At 61.6% G+C, this 22,305-nt stretch carries 14 protein-coding genes; 3 read left to right on the plus strand and 11 right to left on the minus strand.

What is annotated here, in order from left to right; translation table 11 throughout:
* Positions 1–531 precede the first annotated feature (531 nt).
* Genes AC07SI_RS19815 through AC07SI_RS19825 form a run of 3 tightly spaced genes read right to left on the minus strand, consistent with a single transcriptional unit; the run spans position 532 to position 6,004 of the window.
* Positions 532–1,131 carry a glutathione S-transferase gene (locus tag AC07SI_RS19815; RefSeq protein WP_495006343.1) on the minus strand — a complete coding sequence of 200 codons (600 nt, stop codon included), beginning with the start codon at positions 1,129–1,131 and terminating at the stop codon, positions 532–534.
* Positions 1,128–4,766, minus strand: a complete 3,639-nt coding sequence (locus tag AC07SI_RS19820; RefSeq protein WP_495006344.1) for an SbcC/MukB-like Walker B domain-containing protein — start codon at positions 4,764–4,766, stop codon at positions 1,128–1,130. The genes AC07SI_RS19815 and AC07SI_RS19820 overlap by 4 nt, the downstream gene beginning before the upstream one ends.
* Positions 4,763–6,004, minus strand: coding sequence for an exonuclease SbcCD subunit D C-terminal domain-containing protein (locus AC07SI_RS19825; RefSeq protein WP_065907877.1), 1,242 nt, complete (start codon positions 6,002–6,004; stop codon positions 4,763–4,765). Before AC07SI_RS19825 ends, AC07SI_RS19820 begins: the two co-directional genes overlap by 4 nt.
* Positions 6,005–6,448: 444 nt before the next feature.
* Between AC07SI_RS19825 and AC07SI_RS19830 the strand changes: the two genes are divergently transcribed.
* From AC07SI_RS19830 to AC07SI_RS19840, 3 genes are all read left to right on the plus strand, one after another.
* A complete protein-coding gene (locus tag AC07SI_RS19830; RefSeq protein WP_495006345.1) occupies positions 6,449–8,395 on the plus strand; it encodes a hypothetical protein in 1,947 nt (648 codons plus the stop codon).
* A 97-nt stretch (positions 8,396–8,492) separates the two neighbouring features.
* Positions 8,493–9,794: an RCC1 domain-containing protein gene (locus AC07SI_RS19835; protein ID WP_495006346.1), complete on the plus strand. Its 1,302-nt coding sequence runs from the start codon at positions 8,493–8,495 to the stop codon at positions 9,792–9,794.
* 30 nt (positions 9,795–9,824) lie between these two features.
* Positions 9,825–10,406 carry a hypothetical protein gene (locus tag AC07SI_RS19840; protein ID WP_495006347.1) on the plus strand — a complete coding sequence of 194 codons (582 nt, stop codon included), beginning with the start codon at positions 9,825–9,827 and terminating at the stop codon, positions 10,404–10,406.
* A gap of 95 nt (positions 10,407–10,501) precedes the next feature.
* Here AC07SI_RS19840 and AC07SI_RS19845 read toward each other — a convergent pair whose 3' ends face one another.
* The 8 genes from AC07SI_RS19845 to AC07SI_RS19880 all read right to left on the minus strand — a co-directional run bounded on the left by AC07SI_RS19845 (position 10,502) and on the right by AC07SI_RS19880 (position 21,918).
* Entirely contained in the window at positions 10,502–13,543 is a 3,042-nt protein-coding gene (locus AC07SI_RS19845; protein WP_495006348.1) for a hypothetical protein, read from the minus strand.
* Between the two features lie 468 nt (positions 13,544–14,011).
* On the minus strand, positions 14,012–15,652 hold the full coding sequence (locus tag AC07SI_RS19850; protein WP_495006349.1) for a BatD family protein: 1,641 nt from the start codon (positions 15,650–15,652) through the stop codon (positions 14,012–14,014).
* On the minus strand, positions 15,649–17,388 hold the full coding sequence (locus AC07SI_RS19855) for a tetratricopeptide repeat protein (RefSeq protein WP_495006350.1): 1,740 nt from the start codon (positions 17,386–17,388) through the stop codon (positions 15,649–15,651). Before AC07SI_RS19855 ends, AC07SI_RS19850 begins: the two co-directional genes overlap by 4 nt.
* Positions 17,385–18,473, minus strand: coding sequence for a vWA domain-containing protein (locus tag AC07SI_RS19860; protein WP_282397970.1), 1,089 nt, complete (start codon positions 18,471–18,473; stop codon positions 17,385–17,387). The genes AC07SI_RS19855 and AC07SI_RS19860 overlap by 4 nt, the downstream gene beginning before the upstream one ends.
* A complete protein-coding gene (locus AC07SI_RS19865) occupies positions 18,466–18,960 on the minus strand; it encodes a DUF4381 domain-containing protein (RefSeq protein WP_065907893.1) in 495 nt (164 codons plus the stop codon). The genes AC07SI_RS19860 and AC07SI_RS19865 overlap by 8 nt, the downstream gene beginning before the upstream one ends.
* Positions 18,957–19,889, minus strand: a complete 933-nt coding sequence (locus AC07SI_RS19870) for a DUF58 domain-containing protein (protein WP_049712996.1) — start codon at positions 19,887–19,889, stop codon at positions 18,957–18,959. Before AC07SI_RS19870 ends, AC07SI_RS19865 begins: the two co-directional genes overlap by 4 nt.
* Positions 19,890–19,894: 5 nt before the next feature.
* Positions 19,895–20,854 carry an AAA family ATPase gene (locus AC07SI_RS19875; protein ID WP_017739127.1) on the minus strand — a complete coding sequence of 320 codons (960 nt, stop codon included), beginning with the start codon at positions 20,852–20,854 and terminating at the stop codon, positions 19,895–19,897.
* A gap of 710 nt (positions 20,855–21,564) precedes the next feature.
* On the minus strand, positions 21,565–21,918 hold the full coding sequence (locus tag AC07SI_RS19880; protein WP_495006351.1) for a hypothetical protein: 354 nt from the start codon (positions 21,916–21,918) through the stop codon (positions 21,565–21,567).
* Positions 21,919–22,305 lie beyond the last annotated feature (387 nt).

The following is a 22,305-nucleotide window of genomic DNA, read 5'->3' on the forward strand; positions in this document are numbered from 1 at the left end:
CAGTTGGACCGAGTCGTCAGCATCGCAGGCCAGCCAGCTCCCACATTTGATTGTGTGGATGGCAGGTTATGGTGTGTTGGCAAGTGATGGTTGTGCTTGTCAGGTGACTGGGTGCTGGCAGGTGATGGTTGTGCTTGTCAGGTGATGGAGTGCTGGCAGGTGATTATGGAGTTGGCAGATCTATTGTGGCGAGCGGGCTTGCCCCGCGTTGGGCTGCGAAGCGGCCCCATTGCAAGCGCCCGGGTTTGACCTGACACACCGAGGCGCCGGGTCCTGGGGCTGCTGCGCAGCCCAACGCGGGGCAAGCCCGCTCACCACAAGAAGCGAGCTCACCACAAGAGGTCCTTTCACCATGAGAGGCGAGCTCACCCCCCAAGAGGTCCTTTCACCATCAGAGGCCAGCTCACCCCAAGAGGTCCTTTCACCATGGGAGGCGAGCTCACTCCAAGAGGTCCTTTCACCATGGGAGGCCTGCCCACCATGAGAGGCCCTTTCACCCCAAGAATCCCGCTCCCGCATTTTGATCTGCGCTCAGCCTGAAGGTTTTGCCATTACCGCTGCAAACAGCGGCGACTCCAGAAAGCGTTGCAACCAGGTTTGCAGCCTGTGATAAGGAGTACCGGCAAACCACTCGCGATCCACATGGGCAAACTGGCGCACAAACGGTAACAGTGCCACGTCGGCCAGGCTTAAATGCCCGGCCAGCAAGTAGTCATTTTTCGCCAGTAACCCCTCCAGCTGCTGCAAAAACACCTCGCCTTCGGCCCGATACTGTTCCATCGGCTGCTGCGGGTAGCGTTCGGCATACTTGTATCGATTCAAGTGATGTTTGAACACCTGGTCATTCTCGGCAATCAGTTCCAGTACCCGCGGGTCACCCCCGAGCAACCAATCCTCAGGATCATTTTGCGCCAAGGCCCATTGCATGATCTCCAGGCTTTCCTCGATCACCCGACCGTCGACGCACAGCACCGGCACCGTGCCCTTGGGCGATAGCGCCAGCATCGCGGCCGGCTTGGCCTTGAGGCTCACCTCGACGATCTGCACCGGCACGCCGCAATAGCGCAACGCCAGCCGAGCCCGCATGGCATACGGGCAGCGCCGGAACGAATACAGCAGCGCGTCGCTCACTTGACCTCCAGGGTGCTCAAGCCATTGCCCTGGCGCTTGACCTGGATCTGCACCGGGATACGTTCGTGCATCTCCTGCACGTGGGAGATCACCGCGACTTTGCGGCCCTGGGCCTGCAGGCCATCGAGGGCGTCCATCGCCAATTGCAGGGATTCGGGGTCGAGGCTGCCGAAGCCCTCGTCGATAAACAGCGACTCGATCTTCAACGTACTCGACGCCATCGATGCCAGGCCCAGCGCCAGGGCCAGCGACACCAGGAAAGTCTCGCCGCCCGACAGTGAATGCACCGAGCGCAGTTCATCACCCATTTCCGTATCCAGTACCAACAGGCCGAGCATGCTGCCGCCGCGCTTGAGGCGATAGCGACGCACCAGTTGACGCAACTGCACGTTGGCGTGGTGCACCAGCAGGTCGAGGTTGTAGGTCTGGGCGATCTTGCGGAAGGTGTCGCCGTTGGCCGAGCCGATCAGTGCATTCAGGCGGGCCCAGCGTTGCCATTCGTCATAAGCCCTGGCGATCTGCTCGCCGAGGGCATGGTTGGCGTCCTGGCGGCGCTGGTCTTCGGACTGGCGCGCACGCAGTTCGGCGCAATGTTTCTCGCCCTCGGCCAGTTGCTGGTTGAGCGCGGCCAGGGTGCTGTCGAGGTGTTCGGCCTCCAGGTTGCCGTTGTGCAGGGCCTGGTGCTCGGCGAGGCGTTGCTCGCGTTCCTGCAGCAGGACCTTGGCCTGTTCGACGGCTTTTTCGCTGTGCTGCAACTGTTGGCGCAGCGCGTTGATGTGCGCCTCGTCGAGGGCCAGCAAACGGGCCAGGCCTTCGTCGTCCAGTTCGGGGTGCAGCGCGCGCCAGGCCTGCAGGCGCGTGGCGAGACCCTGTTGCTCGGCTTGCAGCGCCTGCTGGCGTTCCTGCTGGGCCTTGAGGTCGGCGGCCAATTGGATCAAGGCGTCGCGCGTGTCCTGCAGTTGCTGGTTGGCGTCGGTTTCGCTCTGGCGTGACTGCGCCACCGCCTGGTCGAGTTGCTGCTGCCAGTGTTCGGCGCTGGAATGCTCGCCGAGCAGGGCGCTGAGTTTTTCCTCGGCGGCCTGCCGTTGTGCGGCCAATTCCGCGACCTGCTGGAGCAGGGCGTCGAGCTGCTGCTGGCGATGTTGCTGGTGGGTTTGTTCTTTTTCGATGGCCTGCTGGCGCTCCTGCTGCTCGGCCAGTTCATCGCGCTGATGGCCCAGTTGCTCCAGGCGTTGGCTGACCTGCTGGTCCAACTGCATGAACGTCGCGGCCGGTTCGCGGCGCAAGCCTTCGAGGGTGTCGGCGGGCAACAGGCTGGCGAAGGCGTTGAGTTCTTCGTCGAGGCGCTCGCGGTCGCTGGACAGCTCGCGCTGCTGGTCCACCAGCAACTGGCGAGCCTGCTGGCTGGCATCCTGGGCTGCCTGCAGTTGTTGCTGCAGGCGCCCGGCGTTTTGTTGCAGGTTGAGCAGGGCGCCTTGGCGCTGTTCGTCCTGGGCGATGTTTTGGGTCAGTTGGCTGAGTTGCTGGGTCAGCCAGTCGCTGCGCTTGGCCGTGTCCTGATTGAACAGCGCGGCCGCCAGCGGATGCGCATCCAGGCTCGGCTTGAGGCCCTGCTGTTGGCTGACCACCTGCTCCTGTTGTTGCAGGAATTCCTTTTGCTGGGCAATCAGGCCGCCGACTTCGCCGCGCAGCTCGGTGAGTTTTTCCTTGAGCGTGTCGACGGCTGTCTGCGCCGCCGCCTCTTCGCTGTCGTCATGCCGACCGAGGCTTTGCAGCAAGGCTTCGGGCTGGTGATACGGGTGCTCATGGCTGCCGCACACCGGGCACGGCTGGTCGTCCTGCAACTGCTCGCGCAACTCCTCGACGCTGGCACTGCGGGCCAGGCGCTGGCGTTCCAGCAATTGCTTGGTCACCGTCAGGGTTTGCTCGGCGACTGTCAGCTCGGCCTTGGCTTGCAGGCCGGCCTGGTTCAGTTGTTCGCGTTGTCGCTGGGCGTCCGCGAGTTTTTGCGTCAGCGCGCTGGCCTGCTGGTCCAGCTGTTGCTGGCTGTCCCACAACCGCGTGAGGTCTTCGAAGGCGCGCTGTTGCTTGCGATTGTCCTGCAGCAGGCTGGCCAGCAATTGGATCTGCTCGGCCACGGCATGGGGTTCGGCACCCGCTTCCTGATACAGCAGGTCCAGGGCGTCGCGTTGCTCGGCGAATTTTTCCGCGGCGCGCGTGGCCCGCTGTTCCAGTTGCGGCAGTTCGGCCTGGCCTTTGTTCAGGCGATTGCCAATCAGCATCAGCTGTTGCAGACGGTCGCGGTAGGCGCTCCAGGCATCGCTCAGTGGCGCGAGGGCGGCGCTGCGCTCAAGCTCGGCGGCCAGCCGCTGCAGGCGCTCGGCAACGTGGGTGTGCTTGTCCTGCAAGCCCTTGAGCAACGCCTGGCCTTCGGTGCAGGCGGTTTCTTGCTGGAGTTTGTCTTCGGTGCGCTTGGCCAGGTCCTTGGTCAAGTGGGCGAGGGTGTTGTGTTCGGCGAAGGCTTGCAGCAGCAGTGGGGCGGCGTCGGCTTGGTGCTTGAGGGCCTCGGCCAGCGCGGCGTGGGCGGCCGCCTGCTGCTGGAGTGCCTGCTTCTGGCGGGTCTGCAGTTCGGCCTGTTGCGCCAGATGCGCCTGAATCTGCGCGGCCAAGGGCGTGAGCAGATTGTCGAGTTCGGCCTGGCGCGCAAAGTGATGGCGCTGCGGCGCCAGCTGGTCCAGGCGGCTCAGGTCCTGGCGTTGCGGGCCCAGGCTGTCCCACTCGGCCTGCGCGCGCTGCAATTGCTCGGTCGCGCTGAGCTGGCGGTCTTGCCACTCACGCAGCTCCTTGAGCCAGGTGTGCTGCAGTTCCAGCTGCTTGAGTTGCGCCTGTTGCGCCTTGAACTGCTGTAGGGCAGCGTCGAATTGCTCGTCGAGTTCGGCGCGGGCCTCGGGGGCCAGGGGCACCACACCGGTGGCCTGGTCCTGCAGGTGTTTGTGCGCGTCCTTGGCTTCCTTGGCCTTGTCGAACGCGCGGCGACCAAGCTGAGTGTAGAGCGCGGTGTCGGTGAGCTTTTCCAGCAGTTCGCTGCGCTCGTTGTCATTGGCCTTGAGGAACGCGCTGAATTCGCTTTGCGCCAGCAACACAGCGCGGGTGAACTGCTCGAAATTCAGGCCTAGGGCCAATTCCAGCTGGGTTTTGTATTCGGTTTTCTGGCTGGCCAGCAGTTGGTCGCTGTCGAGGTCGATCAGGCTTTGGCGGCTGTTCTGCAACTTGCCGCTGGCCTTGTCGCGGGCGCGATTGGCTTCCCAGCGCGCGCGATAACGACGGCCATTGACACCGACGAAATCCACCTCGGCATAGCCGCCGCCGGTACCCCGTCGGACCAGGGTGCGCGGGTCACCGATGGAAATATCCGTGTCGGCGTCCGGCATCTTGGCCTGGCCGGTATCACCCAGGCGTGGCACCGCGCCAAACAGCGCCAGGCACAGCGCATCGAGCAGGGTACTTTTACCCGCACCGGTCGGCCCGGTGATCGCGAACAACCCGGCACTCGCCAGCGGCTCGGCGGTAAAGTCGATCTCGAACGGGCCGGCCAGCGAGGCGAGGTTTTTCAGGCGGATGGCAAGAATCTTCATGGCTGTTCCCCCGCGTGTTGCACTTCCTGGAGCAGCACGGCGAAATCCTTCAAGGTCTGTTCATCCACCTCGCTGCCGTAACTGTCCTGCCAGGCGCGGCTGAACAGCTCCTGGGGCGTGAGCTGGTCGAGTTCGACCAGGCGCTCTTCGTCGGTGTCGTCACTGCCGCGCTTGCCTGCATAGTCGGCGGCGATGCGCACCAGGCGCACAGCCTTGCCTTGCAGCGCGGTTTCGATTTGCTGGCGCAGGTCCGGTTGCGGTTCGTCGAGGCGCACGCGCACTTCCAGCCACGGATGGCGCTGCGTTTCGGCGAGCAGGTCGATGTCGGGCAAGTCCGCCAGCTGTTTGAGGATGTCCGCCAGTGGCGCGGCCTCCAGGCGCTGCAGGTTGACCGAACGCGGGATCAGGAGCGGCTCGACACTCACCAGGCACTGGCCCTGGAAGGTCACATCGAGAATCTGATGCTTGTAGCCGATTTCGGAAAAAGACAGCGGAATCGGCGATCCGCTATAACGAATGCGCTCTTCGCCATTGACCCGTTGCGGCTTGTGCAAATGGCCGAGGGCCACATAGTTCACGCTGTTATCAAACAAGCTGGCCGGCAGCGCCTCGGCGTTGCCGATGATCAGGCTGCGCTCGGAATCTTCCGACACCGAACCGCCAGCCATGTGCGCGTGACTGATGGCTATCAACGGCTGGCCTTTTTTGCGTTTGGCATTGGCCGCCGCGATCAACCGTTCATGCACCTGGCCAATCCCCCGCAGGTAATCGTCACCGAGGTGGGCGCCGGTGACTTCCGCCGGGCGCAGAAACGGCAGCGCCAGGCACCAGGCGGCGACCTTGCCGTTGGCGCCGGGCAGCGGGATCAGCAGGCGTTCGGCATCCAGCTCGCCATCCTCCAGCCACAACACGCGGCCCAGGGCATGAGTGCGCAGGCGCCGCATCAACGGCGCGGGCAGTTCGATGCGCGAGCCGGAGTCGTGGTTGCCGGCGATCATCACAATGGTCAGTTTCGGGTTTTGTTCGTGGGCGCTGATGATGAAGTCATACAGGCGCTCCTGGGCCTTGAGCGGCGGGTTGACCGTGTCGAAGATATCGCCGGCGATCAGCAGCACATCCGGGTGCTGGGTGCCGATCTGGCGCAGCAGCCATTCAAGGAAGCAGGCGTGTTCGAAGTCGCGTTCCTGGCCGTGCAGGTTTTGGCCAAGGTGCCAGTCGGAGGTGTGGAACAGACGCAAGGCGAACTCCGTGGGGAAGATGAAGAGGAGGGGGAGTTTACCTGTAAATGGCGCGATTCTTTCACCCTCCGAATGCTCAACGGTGAACGTCAGGCGGGTTCGCCTTGGAAACCTCTGACTCAGGGGGGAGAGATAGTGCATGGCCACAGACGCTACTCGTATCGTTTGTCGGCGCAGGACGGCAGTTGTTATTGCGTACATACGTGCTTGTTTCAATCTTGAATCATCAGATGAACGGTCGCCTCACCTGTTAAATATGACAGTAGACAGCCTATTTTCGGCAGCGCTTACTGTCTGTGCGTGTTTAGAGCAGGACAATATTCAACTTCATTATCCCAAAGACAATGGCGAAAGGCTGGTGCGTGAACGTGGTGAGAAGATGATTATTCGCGCGGTAACTGAGTCTGAGGGTTAGTGTGATTTCTAATAACTGAGGCTTATCTCATGTCAATTCCTGTAGCAACTAATGTGACGATTATCGGTGAGGCCGTTGCGGGTGCAGTGGTCCGCGGTAGTTATTTTTACGTTGATGATGTTTCCGAGCAGGACTCTATCTATCGTTGGTATATAGATGGTGTTAGCTTTCTCGACGCCAGGAGTCTCGACTTTCAAATTCAGGCCTCCCTCAGCGGGGCAAAAATCAGGTTTTCGGTAACGCCGATGAACGCCGATGGTGAAATAGGTATAGAAACTTTTTCGATGGAGATTGCCATCGTAAACGGCTATCAAAATATCTCCGACGAAGAGCACCGTAATAGTTTTATGTCACAACGCGGTCATTGTTCTTATTACGTGCCCGACCCTAACGATAAAGTCTTCGTCGCCAGTGCGTTGGCCTTTTCGCTGACCGACGGCAAAACGCAAAGTGTGCATGTTAGAGGGCGTGCTGATCATGCCGGTGAACCGCCACAGGCAATACGCGATTACCTGAGAAATAATCCAGCCACGCGTATGTTCTCGACCGAGCGGGATTTTGGTGCACTGGTGCCGGTCTTGGGCAGTACCAAGCGGCTGTTGTTGTGGGGGACTAATATGGCCAATATTCCCCCGCAACTTGATTTGAATAACATTAAGTACGTGTATAGCAATCGCACCGCAGTGGCCTTTATTTATGACAACCCGGCACCTGGGAAAAACACCATTGGTGCCTTTGGCAACGCCGCGAATGGCGGAGTGGTACCAGAGGATATTCAACGTAGCCTGCTCTTCGATCCGCCCAAGGCAATCTATGCAACGGAGTCTGCATTTTCAGTCATCACTCAGAGGGGGGCGGTGTATGCATGGGGGAGCGCAGCAGCAGGAGGCAGTATCTCGCAGGCGGCTCAGAACTATTTAATGACGATGAAGGTTGAGCGGATTGTCAGCACTGCCGGTGCGTTTTGCGCTATTGGTCCGCAAACCGTCAATGACCCTGAAATCAAACACGTCGTGACGTGGGGTGACGCAGCCAATGGTGGGCAAATCTCCTCCGATGTCCTGACGTACATCCTTGACCAGGACGGTGTTGACCAGGTGGTGGCTAACCGCAATGCATTCTGCGCCATTACCAAATACCGCAGAAGAGCGATCAGTTGGGGCGCTGCAGCCTATGGAGGCACCATGAATGAAGATGCCAAAAGACTCGCTGCCGGCGGCAATATCCTGTTATGCCGGGGGTCTGCCTGGGCGTTCTGCATGTTCAATAACTCCGGGCTGTCCGCCTCTTGGGGCCAGGCGGGTTACGGTGGGCTTGCCGGTCAAGACGATGGGCAAGAAAACGATGCGGGGAAAGTCTTTGAAAAAAGCGGAGAAAAGTACCGCATTGAAGCGCTCTTCGACGATATGCACGTCAACGATTGGTATCAACAACATCGCTCGCCGACGCGCCACAAAGCCAACTGTGATCCAAGTGCAACCCCAGGTGCCAACTTAGGCGAAATTGTCACCCCCAATGGCATCATCAGCCTTTACTCCAATGACTCCAGCTTCTTCATGGTTGCCAAGGAATCCGACGGGCGTACCAAGGATCTGTTTTCGTGGGGCCAGCCCACGGGAGGTGGCGCTATTCCACAAAACACCCGGCAAGTGCTGATGGCCAGTCAAATAACAGATGTGCACTGCACGAATGGCGCCTATGGCGTGATTAGCACCCAAGGTTTTGTCGGTGGCGTGGTGTCGGCATTTGGCGGTGGCACTGCTTATCAGGATGCAGGTGACATTCCGGGTGAACTGCAAGAGTACGTGAGGGCAAATGTGAGTGGGTTGTACGCGCTGAAGTTCTTGCCGCCTTATTACCCTACCGGCGCACGATCAGCGTCAGCCTTCGCCGCCAGGCGAACAGATGGACAGTACGTGGTCTGGGGGGGCGGAACAAGTGTGACGGATGAGTTGTATAACCCGGTCGATTCATGAGGGCGTACGTTTTGGACGGCGCTCAGCGGCTTGCGTTTTTGGAGGCTGTTGCAGAGGGCTACCAACACTTTTTATTCCCAGAGTTGGAGAGTCAATCATGAGTAACGTGAAAAAAAAAGCTGTTGTTGATGCGGTCCCCACTGCCAGTGAAGTGGAGGTTTTGGGCGATGTATTTGTGGGCGCCACGGTACATGGCTTTTACCGGTATGACGCAAATGGTGCCAGCCATGAAGGGCTGTCACGCTTTTATTGGCACCTCAATGGTCAGCGCCTGGAGGATGAAGGACAGTTGGACTTCAAAATCAGGCCTTCCGACGAGGGTAAGTTTTTGCAGTTTTCTGTGGTGCCGGTGGACTCGACGGGGGCAGAAGGCAGTGAGTATTTTTCGCCTCTCTACGACATTCGTTCAGGCTTCCAGGGCATATCGGACGAAGAAAACGAGTGGTGTTATCTAAAACAGCGCGGTAACTTTTCATTTCACGTCCCGGAACCCGCAGACAGGCTGTTTGTTTCCAGCGGTGGGGTATTCGCGTTGCTTGAGCCCACCAGCGGCGATGTTCATTTGGAAGGACAGACCGGCTGGGGGCTGCCTGTGCCGCCCGCGATCATCAACTTTCTAAAGAATAATAAAGCGATAAAGTTGTTTTCGGCAGAGTTCAGTTTTGCCGCCTTGGTGAATGTCGGCAGTACCAATCAATTATTATGCTGGGGCAATACCGTTCCCCCCACGGCGCCGATTCTTCAAGGCGTAAAGTCGGTTTACAGCACCCGCAGTGCGTTTGCCGTGATCCATGACAATCCTGCGCCAGGCGCAAACAGCATTGCTGCGATTGGCCCGGTTAATAATCCGGCCTCGACGGTGCCTGACCAGATCCAGCGAGAGTTGTGGTTCGACCCGCCCGAAGCCATCTACGCCGCAGACGATGCATTCGCGGTTCGAACTCGAAACGGCAGGGTGTATGCCTGGGGGCAACCCAATAATGGCGGCAACATTCCGCCCGATGTGCGCGCGCAGTTGAATGCGATGTTTGTGACTCGAATAGTCGCGTCGGCGGTTTCATTCTGCGCCATCGGAAGAGATGGTGACATTGCGGTGTGGGGCGCCGTCGACGGTGGTGGAACCATTCCCTCTGACAGATTGCTCAGAATCCTCGACGACGGTGGTGTGCAATCGGTTATTGCTGCGACGGCATCGTTCTGTGCCATCACGCGAGATAGGCGTAGAGCGGTCAGTTGGGGCCGGGCTGCTGAAGGCGGCGATATGAACGCCAGCGCCGCTGCACTCGCCGCACGCGGCAACATCATTTTGTGCAGGTCCGCACGCTGGGCGTTTCTGATGGCCAACAGTAGCGGCCAGGCGGAGGCTTGGGGAGCGCCTCAATATGGCGGCGCGCCCTAGACGGCTCAAGAAAAAGACAGCTACAGGAAGGTGATCAAGGGGGCAAAAGCCGAACCGGGTTATCCTCGCCGGCGGGGCGAAAGCGCCGAAGCGCCGAGACTGCGCAGGAACGTTTCGTCCTCGGCGATCATTGTCGACGGTAATCTCAGCCTGTATGGCAACGATGTCAGCTTCTTTTTACTGAGCCGTCATGATGACGGCAGGACCAACGCCATTGTGCTGACAGGTTTGAACACCCATGGCGGGACAATGGACCCGGCGTTGCGCCAAACACTGATGGCCAGCCTGATTCGTGATGTCTACTGCACCAATGGTGCGTACGGCGTTATCACTACGCAGGGAGGCACCGACGGGGCGGTATCCGTCTGGGGAGCCACACTGGCGATGGAAGATGCCGGTGAGATTCCTCCAGAGCTGTCTGAATACCTGCGCAGCGGGGTAACGGAGCTGTACTCTATCAAGCGTTTCCCCTACGTGGTCCTGCCACCGCCACCTCCTCCTAGGCCTCCGCATACTGATCCTTCCTTTGCAGCACGTCGCGTCGATGGTACTTACGTATTATGGGGCGGGAATGTCAGGAACCAGTATTTTGACCCGAGGGCTGCACGCTAGCGCTGCTCTTTATCCAGTCGCCCACATAAACAACCCGCGCATGTCGCGGGTTGTTTATGTGGGCAGGTTGGGCATTTTCACCTATGCGAGATGGCTCACTGCACGAGGGCTACCTCCCGTATTTGGATCTGGTCCATGAAAAAGGTGCTGGTTGCATTAATAGAGAACGCTATTTTTGCCTGTAGTGTTTGTGTGGGCGGGGTCGCAGCCGTTGTAAAGATATGGCTGAACTTCTCCCAATTGCGGTCCGGGGTCACGATCCTCGTAACCGTCGTGTCACCTAAGCTGATCTTGGCTGTCGTCTGGGAGACACTACCGGTGGTTTTGCAATAGAAACTGACTTCGTATCGAGTGGCTGCCTTCAAGTTTTCAAAGGTTTTCTGTATGCCGGGTTCAATGGCCTCAAAGTTACTTTTGGTTGCGCGCCAGACGACATTTTCGGCGCCCTCAATCATCAGGTCTCCCTTGCCATTGACGCTGTTCATCCAGCCGTTCCAGTTGAAGTTGTAGAAGTCGGTCAGGTCGCGGAAATAATCGACACGGACGTTGTAGATTCGCGTCGGGAAGGCTACGGCCAAGGCTTTACTCAGGCTTTGAGAGAATCCGACCCATACCTGGATGGTCAGCGAGGATCGGTCCATGAGCCGCTGGAGAGCCTCGATGGGAGTTGGCGGTTGCAGTCCGCCGATAGCGTCAGCCTCGCCCAGGCGGTGGGAGATATAGGTCATCTCGTGATAGGCGTCGCCGTTGTTCAATGTTCCGTGGTATTCCATCCAGATACGGCTGTCGGGATGAATGAACGGCCACACCGATGTCAGGGTGCGAGCCCCGGCTACCAACTGCGAAAGTACCAGGTCAACGGCGTCGCCGACGCCCTGGATAAACGGGGTGGGCAATCCGGTCAGCGGCAGCAGTTCCAGATTCAATATTTCCGACTCGTAGGGAATGGCACCGCGGAAAAAATGGTACTGCACGGTGATGCGGTTGCCGCCTTCGCGAATACCTTTGGCGATAAACTCACTTGGGATCAGGGCGCTGACCTCGTTGGTGACGGAGTCGCCCTGTACGTCTGTGGCGTAGCTACCAATGCCATCCGGGCTGAACCAGTCGACAAAAATCCGATCGGTCGCATGCATCGGCCGGAATTTCAACAACACGTTCGCGCCCGACAAGGCTGCCAAGGGGTCGAGACGATCTGGGAAGCGCTGGGCTTCAGCGACTTCCGGAGGCTCCAGTTCCACACCCGGGCCAACGGTGAGGTTCAGCACCTCCGAGCGCAACACCTGCCGGGGTGGTCCGACGCGTTCCAGGCTGTAGCTGATGCGCAGGCTGCCGTTGAGGTTGAAGTCGAGTATGGTGCGGCTGACCGGGAATGGCAGGGACCGGCCGGCCGTTCCGGGGTTGATCAAGATGGTGCCATTGGCCGAGCCGCCCAGGGCCGAACCGACGCAGCTCCAGTGGTACACGTTGCCGTCTCGGGCCCCGAGGTAGGGCAAGGTCAGCACTACGTCAGGCCCGATGATGTGGTCCGGGTTGATATTGTTGCCTTCGGTACCTTCCAGTTGTGGCAGTGGCATGTCAGCGACACGCTCGCCCACTTGGGCACCTACCTCTGTCGATTTGCGCGAGGTGACACCATTGGTCACCACGTAGTAGAAATAAATCAGGCCCAGGCCGTTGAAACGTTGCAGGTCCTCCTTCTTCACACGGCGGCTGCCACCCTGGGCGCCCGCCAGTTGAGAGTCGATATAGGGGGTGCCACCGCCGCCGGGTATGCGGTGCTCGATGTGCAGGGTCTCCAGCCAGTCGGGGTCGTGCGGTTCGTAGAAAGGTATGGTGACGGTGATGTCATGGGCTGGGTCAATCAAGCCCAGTTCGATCGGGTTGATCGTCACCCCCGGCATCAATACCGGCGTGCCGATCACGGTGACGGTGTTGGTGCCGGACTGGCCCAGGGATTCGCCACTGGCGGTTTGCCAGAGGAACGACACCCGGAACGAGCCGCCGACCAATTGTTGGATAATTTCACGGTCAACGGGCACCGTGGTAGAGCCTCGGTTGTTGTCTATCGCCGCCGGCAGCGCGAAGTCCTGCGTTGAGCCATCGGCCAGGGTGGCGAACAGGCTGACGAAGATCTGGTGCCGTGGGTTTGGCGCGGGGTTTTCTCGGACGGTGAAGACCAGTACTTCAAAGATCGAGTCGCTTTGGGTGTCGAAGTCGATCTGGTTGGACTCCTCGTCATCGACCAGGAAATGCGGTGCTTCCAGCAGGCTGGGGTCCAGTTCGCTCATCAGGATGTAACGCTTGGAATATGCGTATTTTTCCCCGGACATGTTCTCCACCACGTCCTGCACTCGAAAGCGCAAGGTCAAGGGCCCCATTAGGCCGCCCTGGAGGATGATGTCTTTACTGACGAACACCCGGATCGGTCCGCTGCCAGCCGCCTCTGCGGGGCTGACGATGTGTATGACGAAGATGCCGTCCCAGGACAGTTCGATGCGGTCGTTCTGGCGGATATGTTTATACGGTTCGATCAGGCACCACACCCCGCGTTCGGCAATAGGCGGATTGATCGTCGAGCCTTCCGGCAAGCCCTCGACGGTCATCATCAGGCCGGTATGCCACGGGCAGCCCGGGTCAGTATCAGTGCCGCCGGGGCGGGTGGTCTTGATCAGGATGGTTTGCAGCGGCGAGGTGCTCTCCTGGCCGGAGCTGGGGCGCAATACCCGGCCGTAGATCTGTATCTCGCCTTCCGGAACGTGCTCTCTTGGCACGAACAGGCCATACCTGTTCTCGTCCTCGAAGACATTATCGGCCGCTACTGGGTTAAGCAGGTCCTCCAGGTAAAGGGCGTAAAAGTCGAAAAAGTTCCAATCGAACCACTTTTCGAACAGGAAGTAGGCATACGGGGTGACATGGCGGATGCCCAGGCCGTACACGCCGTTTTCCGGGTAAAAGGTGGCGTGCAGGGGGATATGGGGATAAGCGGAATAAGGCGGGTCGAGGTCTTCGACCCGCCGGGGGCTGTTGGCCGTTGGATTGTGGGTGTTGTAGGCCACCATGTCCTGTGACAGCAGCAGCGGTGGGGCTTCATCACCGCGGGAATCGGCGGCGGGATCAACGGGTAGATTGGACATGGAAAAGACTCCTTGCTGGAGGGGATGCGCGCGGAAACGGGCGCGCATGAGGCAAGGAAAATCAGACACCCGCCGGGGGTGGGCGTCTACCTGTCAGAATTGACAGTGGCGACGGATGGTCTGTCGTCTCCTGTGGGAGCGGGCTTGCTCGCGAATGCGGTGGGTCAGTCAGTGCAGGGGGGACTGATAGACCGCTTTCGCGAGCAAGCCCGCTCCCACATTTTTGAACCGTGGCCACTGTTGCCCCGCGATGCTTTACGGATCTGGACGCCTACCGCGTCTAGGCCAATGACGACCATGAGCTGCGAGTCCTTCACGGGCGACGAAGTTCTGCCTCGCTTGCGCTAACCCATGTGGGAGCGGGCTTGCCCGCGAAGGCGGTGGGTCAGTCAAATCACCAGTGACTGACACTCTGCATTCGCGAGCAAGCCCGCTCCCACAGGGTTTTGTGGTGTGGCTGAGTCCGGCTTACTTGGGGTACAGCGGCGGCAGGCTGGTGGTATCGGTCGCCGGATCGAGTTCACGCTCGGCCATCGGGATGGCCTTGATCGCGCGCCACAGGTCTTCGCCCAGCCAGTACTGGCCGCTCTCGCTGTACAGCGCACCATTCAGGCCATCCAGCGCATCCGACAACGGCACAAAGCGCGCGGCCATGTCCGCCAGGGTTTCCGGCTGTTGGCGCGCCCAGGCGTCCAGCGCCTGGCGCGTGGCTTGCGGGTCGTTGGCCTGGGTGGCGCGCTTGAGGTCGTCGAGCAGGGAGCGCGGGCTCGGGCCGGTTTGCGCCGCGCGCAGCACCGCCGGCTGCCAGCGTGCACGCCACCACAGGCCGAAGCCCAGCAAGGTGGTGCAGGCCAGAATCAGCGTACTCAGTTGCCACAGCCACAGGCGGCTGTCGTCCGGAGCGGTGATGATCGTCGGCGTGGCGGGGGTGTCCACCACCAGGCTCGGGTTGTTCGCCACTTGCAGGGTGCGCGCCGGCAGGCTGGTGCGTTCCAGATGGTCCTCGTGGGTGTTCCACCACACCACTTCGACGGCGGGCAACTCCAGGGCGCCGACGCGATTGGGCACCAAGGCTTCACGGTCTTCACGGCTACCGATCAGGCCGCGGTCGTTGGTCTGGTTGCCAAGCACCGGCTGGTCCGGGTAACGCCGCAGGCCGTTGATGTCGGTGCTGGGCAGGGCCGGCAGTTGCGCACTGGACAAACCTTCGGCCTTGACCGTGAGGCTGCGGGTCAGCGAGTCGCCGACCTGCACGTGTTCGGGCTCGGGGTTCCAGCTTTCGCTCAGGGTCAGGCTGCGTGCCGGCAGCCAGGCGGCGTCGGCGGGGTAGAGCTCCGGCTTGGGTTTGACCGTCAGCGACAGGGGCGTCGAACTCACGTGGATCAGCTTGCCGGGCTTGGTGCCCTGCAAGGTGTTTTCCTGTGGCGGGCGCGATTCCACCAGGGTCGCGCTGAAGGTCTGGGCGGGAACCTCGAGGGCGCCGCTGTGCTGCGGGTAGATCGCGTAGCGGGTTTCGATCACGCCATGGCGAATGCTGTTGATGACTTTCTCGTAGGTGCGCGACTCCCCCAACTGCTCGACCCGCGCATCCGGGATCTGCAACGGCGTGAGGCTGCTGTCGTCATACAGCGACACCGAGTGGTACACGCGCACGGTCAACAGTGCCTGGGCCTGCACGTACACGCTGGTCTGGTCGAGATTGGCCTCGACGAACACCGGCGCCAGTTCCGCGCTGCTGTCCTGGCTGGTGGTTTCGACGACTTGCAGGCTGATCGGCTGGGTCTTGTACTCGCCCACTTGCAGGGGCGGGATCACCACGGTGCCGTTTTGCTTGGGCAGCAGGGTGATGATCCAGCGCGTGGTGGCGTGGTTGTCGCCGCCCAGGGTGGTGAGCTGGTTGAGTTGGCGCGTGCCGCTGACTTCGAACTGCTCGTCCAGCGGCGACAGGTCGGGTTTGCCGAACTGGGTGACGTCGCTGGATTCCACCGTCAGCTCTACCGTTTCGCCGGAATTGAGGCGGCTGCGGTCGACACTGGCGACCAGGCTCGCCGCCTGGGCGGGGCCTGCCGACAGCGCGAGCAAAAGCAGTAGGGTCGTGCGGCGGCTCATCGAGTCTTGTCCTGATGTTGTTGCTGTTCGTACCAGAATTTACGCCGCAGCAGTTCGCCGGGGTTGTCCGGAATCTCCCGCAGCCACTGCTCCAGCGCCTGGCGATGTTCACCGTCGAGGCTGGCGTCGGCAGGGCGCAGTGGCGGGGTGGTGGTCTGCTCGTCCCCGAGTTCGCTGCCCGGTACTTCGTTACCGCCGGGTTGTGGCGTGGCGCCGGCCTTGGTATCACCGGTGCCGGCTTCGCCCTGTCCCTGGGACGACTGCTCGCCACCCGTGGCACTTTGCCCGCTGTCGCCTGGTTGCGCAGTTTGGCCGGGTTGCGTGGTTTCGTCATCCTGGTTTTTTGCAGGTTTTTGCGGCTCGGGGTTTGCCTGTTCCTGCATCAGGGTTTCCACCAGGGCCTTGTTTTTCAGGGCCGGCTGCAGGTCGGGCTGGGCTTCCAGGGCCTGTTCGTAGGCATCGATCGCCGCCTCCAGCTCGCCCGACTTGGCCAGGGCGTTGCCGCGATTGTAGTGGGCGTAGGCGTCATTGCTCTGGGCGAAACGCTTGATGGCCTCGGCATAGTTGCCGGCTTCGTACAGTGCGACGCCTTGCCATTGCGGGTCTTCGAAGTGCTCCGCGGCTTCGGCGGGGCGTTTTTTCTTCAACAGGTATTGGCCTTGCTGGTCGGGGCGCAGCCACAGGTCCTGCAGGCCGAAGGCATAGCTGGGTTGCGGTGCAACCAACAGCAGCAGCGGCAGGCAGAACAGCCAGCCACGCCGCCCGGCGCAGGCCGCGAGCAGCAACAGCGGGAGCAGCAGCCAATAACCCTGGTCGGCCCAGGTGTCGAGGTGCAGCAGTTGGCCGTCGTTGCGCAGGGTCTGCGGCGGGTCCAGCACGCCGAGCTGGCGCAGGTCTTTGTCGTCCAGGCGCGCGGCGCGGTAACGGCCGCCCATTTCGCTGGCGAAGGCCTTGAGCGTCGGGCTGTCGAGGCGCGGCACCAGGATCGCGCCCTGTTCGTCCTTGAGGAATTCGCCGCTTTCCTGAGTCACCGGCGTGCCTTCGCGGCTGCCGATGCCGAGGATCGACAAGCTCGGCGCCTGGCCGCTTTGCAGCAACAGGCGGATGCCTTGGCGTTCCTGTTTGGACAAGGAAGAACCGATCAGCAACAGCCGGCCCTGGCCCAGGCCACCTTGCTTGAGCAGGCCCAGGGCTTTTTCCACCGCGAGGTCAGCGCGGTGGCCGACTTCGGGCATCAGCGAGGGGCGCAGCGCATCGAGCAGGTTGCGGCTGGTGGCCAGGTCGTCGGACAGCGGCACCAGCGTGTGGGCACTGCCGGCGTACACGACGATGGCGGTTTGCGCATCCGTGCGCGCCTGCAACAGGTCATACAGCTTGCGCCGTGCCTGTTCCAGGCGGTTTGGCGGACTGTCGGTGGCGAGCATCTCCGGGGTCAGTTCCAGCAGCACCACCAAGGGATCAGAAGGTTTCTGGCTCGACTGTTCGACCCGCTGCCAGCTGGGGCCAAGCAATGCCAGCACGGCCAGCAGCCAGGCGATGCCGAGCACCACCCACGGCGATTTGCTTTCGCGGCCATTGCCGCCGCTGAGCAGCACCGCATGAAAGGCCGGCGGCAGGATCATCTGCCAGCGCCCGGCGCGTTTTTGCCGGTGCCACAGTTGCCACAGCAGCCAGCCGAGCAGGGGCAGCAGCAACAGCCACCAGGGACGGAACCAGTGCGGCCACAGGTCGATCATCGACGCCTCCGCAGACGCAGGCGTTTGAGGCGCTGGCGCCATTCGGGATGCTGCTGCAGGAAACGCCCGCGGGTCGACAATTTGTGCAACAACCGTTGCAGCGCGTTATTCGGCCAGCGTTCCTGGATCACCAGCAGCATGCTCAATACCAGTGCCAGGGCCAGCGGCGCGCTGTACAGCGCGAGTGCCGGGCGGGCCTGGGTCGGTTGCTGTTCGACCGGTTCGAGTTTGTCGAGGGTGTCCTTGATCGCTTGCAGCTCTTCGCCGTCGCGGGCGCGGAAGTACTGCCCGCCGGTGGCCTCGGCAATCGCCTTGAGCGCGGGCTCATCGAGATCCAGGCTCGGGTTGACGCCGAGGATGCCCAGCGAGCCGGTTTGCTCAGGGTCGGCGCCGATGCCGATCGGGTAAATCTTCACGCCTTCTTCAGCGGCCAGGCGCGCGGCAGTGAGCGGGTCGATCTGCCCGGCGTTGTTGGCGCCGTCGGTGACCAGGATCAGCACGCGGCTTTGCGCCGGGCGCTGGCGCAGGCGTTTCAAGGCCAAGCCGATGGCGTCGCCGATCGCGGTGTTCTTGCCGGCGATGCCGATGCGCGCCTCGTCCAGCCAGGTGCGCACGGTGTGGCGGTCAAAGGTCAGCGGCGCCTGCAGGTAGGCCTGGCTGCCGAACAGGATCAGGCCGACGCGATCACCTTCGCGCTCTTCCAAAAAGTCGCCGAGCAGATGCTTGACCAGGCTCAGGCGGCTGACGTCATCGTCCTGCCAGTGCATGTCGGGAAAATCCATCGAGCCGGACACGTCCACCGCCACCAGCAGGTCGCGGCCGCTGGCGGCGATTGGCAATGGCTCGCCGAGCCATTCCGGGCGCGCGGCGGCGGTCAACAGCAGCAGCCACAGGACCACGAACGGTGCCTGTTGGCGCCAGCCCGGCAGATTGACACGGGCACGGCGCCGGGCCAGGCCTTCGAGGTCGCTGAGGTAGCTGACCTTGAGGGCCGGCTCGCCGCTGTCGGCCACCGGCAACACCAGGCGCATCAGCCACGGCAAGGGCAACAGGATGAAGATCCACGGCCAGGCGAACTCAAACATGTTTGCGAATCCAGGTGTCGACGGCCTGGGTGAGGCCGGCGATGGCCTTGTCGTCGAGTTTGCATTCGGGTTTGTAGGCGCCTTCGACCAGCACCATCCAGCGCGTCAGGCCGGCGGCGGGGCAGCGGTTGTCGAGGAATGCCAGCCATTTGCGGCCGTTGAGGGTGTGACTTTGGCTGTAGGGGTAGTCGTTGCGGCACAGGCGCTTGAGCAGGCCGTTGAGTTGTTGCAGCCAGGCACCGGCAGGGGCGCCGTCGTAGGGCTTGGGCATCAGCGCCAGCTCCGCCAGGGCGGCGATGCGCAACGGGTCCAGCGGTTGTTCGGCGCGCGCCACGGGACGCCGCGCAGGCAGGAAACGCCGCAGCGACCACAGGCCCCAAGCGAGCAACGGGATGATCACCAGCAACAACCACCAACCCGGCGCAGGCGGCCAGAAGCCGATGCTCGGCGGCGCGATCAGCGGTTGCAGCTGGTCGAGGCTGCTCATTGCTTTTTAACCGGGCGTTGAGGATTGAGGTACTCGCGCAGTTGCTCGACCATTTCGCTCTGGGTGCTCAGGGGCATCAGCAGGATGCGCAGTTTTTGCGCGAGCAGTTCCCAGCGGGCGATGCGCGCTTCGGCCTGGGCCTTGTAGGCCTGGCGCAGGTCGAAGTTCAGCGTGTCCAATTCCAGCTGCGCGCCGCGTTCGGCAAAGCGCAGCAGCCCGGCGGCGGGCAGGGCGTGGTCGAGCGGGTCGGAAATCGGCAACAGCAGCAGGTCGCAATGGCGTGACAACAGGCTCAGCTGTTGTTCGGCGCCTTCGGTCAGCGCGCGCTCGTCGCAAATCACGATAACCAGGCTGCCCGGGCGCAGCACTTCGCGGCCCCGGCGCAGGGCCATGCCCAGGGCGTCGGCTTCCGGGCGGCTTTCGGTGTTGAGGCTCTGGTTGACGCGCACCAGGCGGTTGAGCAGTTGCAGCAGGCTCTGCTTGCTGCGTCGCGGCTTGATTTCGTAGTGCTCGCTGTCGCCGAACACCAGCCCGCCCACGCGGTCGTTATGCCCCAGCGCGGCCCAGCCGATCAAGCTGGCGGCCTGGGCGGCGAGCACCGACTTGAACATCTGCCCCGAGCCGAAAAACAGCCGGCAACTTTGCTCGACCATGATGAAAATCGGCCGCTCGCGTTCTTCGTGAAACAGTTTGGTGTGCGGCTCCTGGGTGCGTGCGGTGACGCGCCAGTCGATGGTGCGCACATCGTCGCCGGCCTGGTACACGCGCACCTGGTCGAAGTCGACACCGCGACCGCGCAATTTGGAGTGATGCAAGCCGATCAGCGGGCTGCGCTGGCTGGGGGTGGAAAACAGCTGCACTTCGCGCACGCGGTGGCGCATCTCAATCAATTCGCTGAGTGTGACGCGGATTCCATCGCTAGCGTTCATGGGGTTCAAGCGACGGCAACGACGTCGAGAATGCGTTGCACCACGCGGTCCTGGTCAATGCCGGCCGCTTCGGCCTCGAACGACAGAATGATGCGGTGGCGCAGCACGTCGAACAGCACCGCCTGGATATCCTCCGGGCTGACAAAGTCGCGCCCGGCCAGCCAGGCATGGGCGCGTGCGCAGCGGTCGAGGGCGATGGAACCACGCGGGCTGGCGCCGTAGGCGATCCACTCGGCCATCTCCGGATCGAACTTGGCCGGGGTGCGCGTGGCCATGACCAGTTGCACCAGGTATTCCTCCACCGCATCGGCCATGTACAGGCCGAGGATTTCCTTGCGCGCGGCGAAGATCGCCTGCTGGCTGACGCGGCGCTCGGGCTTGGTCTCGCCATTGAGCGCCTCGCCGCGCGCCTGCTGCAGGATGCGCCGCTCGACGGCGGCGTCGGGGAAGCCGATCTTGACGTGCATCAGGAAGCGGTCGAGCTGGGCTTCGGGCAACGGGTAGGTGCCTTCCTGCTCGATGGGGTTTTGCGTGGCCATCACCAGAAACAGCGGCGACAGCTCGTAGGTGCTGCGCCCGACGCTGACCTGGCGCTCGGCCATGGCCTCCAGCAACGCCGACTGCACCTTGGCCGGCGCACGGTTGATTTCGTCGGCCAGCACCAGGTTGTGGAAGATCGGGCCTTGCTGGAACACGAAGCTGCCGGTTTCCGGGCGATAGATCTCGGTGCCGGTGATGTCGGCGGGCAACAGGTCGGGGGTGAACTGGATACGATGGAACTGCGCTTCGATGCCTTCGGCCAGCTCTTTGATCGCCTTGGTCTTGGCCAGGCCCGGTGCGCCCTCGACCAGCATATGGCCGTCGGCGAGCAGGGCGATCAGCAGGCGATCGATGAGTTTTTCCTGGCCGAGAATCTGCGTAGAAAGAAAGGTTCGCAGCGCGAGCAGCGCTTCACGATGTTCCATCGATGACGGTTCCTGGAGAGATGAGCCTGTACGTCTTGCAACAAACGACAGCCTGGGGCGCCTACTTTAATGCATGGCAGGGGGCGGCGACTAACGGCGTGACGAGTATTTTTGGGAAAACTTGTAGGAATTTTGTGTGGGCGCGCAAATTGCTCCTTTGTGCTGTGGCAAGCGGGCTTATCTGGCAATAGGGTCTCTTGTGGCAATAGGGCTTTTTTGTGGTGAGCGGGCTTGCCCCGCGTTGGGGCGCGAAGCGGCCCTGAAACCAGAGAACGCGGTCCCCCTGGATGAATGCGGCGATCTTGATGGGGCTGCTGCGCAGCCCAACGCGGGGCAAGCCCGCTCACCACAAAGAGCCCCATTGCCACAACAAGCGCGCTCACCACAAGGGTATTGGGCCGCTGCACCTTCAGCACTTCGCCAGGTTATTACTCAGTGCCTCGGCACTTGCGGCCCAAGCGAGCTTCCGTTGGCGGGCATGCTTCCTGTGGCAATAGGCTCTTTGTGGCAATGGCTTCTTGTGGCAATAGGGCTTCTTGTGGCAATAGGGCTCTTTGTGGTGAGCGGGCTTGTCCCGCGTTGGGGCGCGAAGCGGCCCTAAAACCAGAGAGCGCGGTCCCCCTGGGGGAATGCGGCGATCTTGATGGGGCTGCTGCGCAGCCCAACGCGGGGCAAGCCCGCTCACCACAACAAGCCCGCTTGCCCGGCCACTACGTCCGGATAAACGTACCCGTGCCTTTGAGGATGTTCTGCAAGGTCGCTTCAACTTCGGCCAGGTCCGAGGCAGCAGTGCCATGGCTGATCTGCAGTTGATCCTTGCCACCCAGTGCATCGGCGTCGCCGGCAGCGAGTTCGACCAGCAATGCCGTGTCACTCAGGGTGACTTTCAGGCCATCCAGGGTCGACGGCTCGTAGTCCCAGGTCAGCTCCACTTCGTCTTCGTCGGGGTACCGGGTGAGCATGAACATCTCGCCGTTTTTGCCGTGGCAGCAGAGCATGGCCATGTTGTCTTCTTCTTCGTCGCACGGAGTGGCCATCAGGGCGTCGGTGTTGATTTGCAGCATGGGGAATCCTGTCTGGGGTAGGGCATTGCGCGGGCAATTGTGCCATTGCGGCGAATTTTGTGCTGCATCCCGTGTCAGACCCTGTGCATGACCTGACGGGCTGAATCAGTCATTTCTGGTACTCGCAGGCGGGGAAAACACCTGTTTTTCTGCGAAAAAATCCGGGTTGCCCAAGTCGCAACCACTGGCCTGCTTACCGATGACCGAATATGTCGCAGCGTCGCAAGCAGCTGTCTTCCTACAGTCGTTAAGCTGCGCAACGGATGTGCATGTGCCAGGCGCCTGACCTGCCCGTCGTACCGTCACCTGGCAAGGTGCGCATCTTATGGAAGTTGTATGTGACCTCATTGTCTTGTCCAGCTTCACCCACCTGTCACCCTGATTCGT

This window comes from Pseudomonas sp. GW821-FHT05D12 (assembly GCF_059419825.1).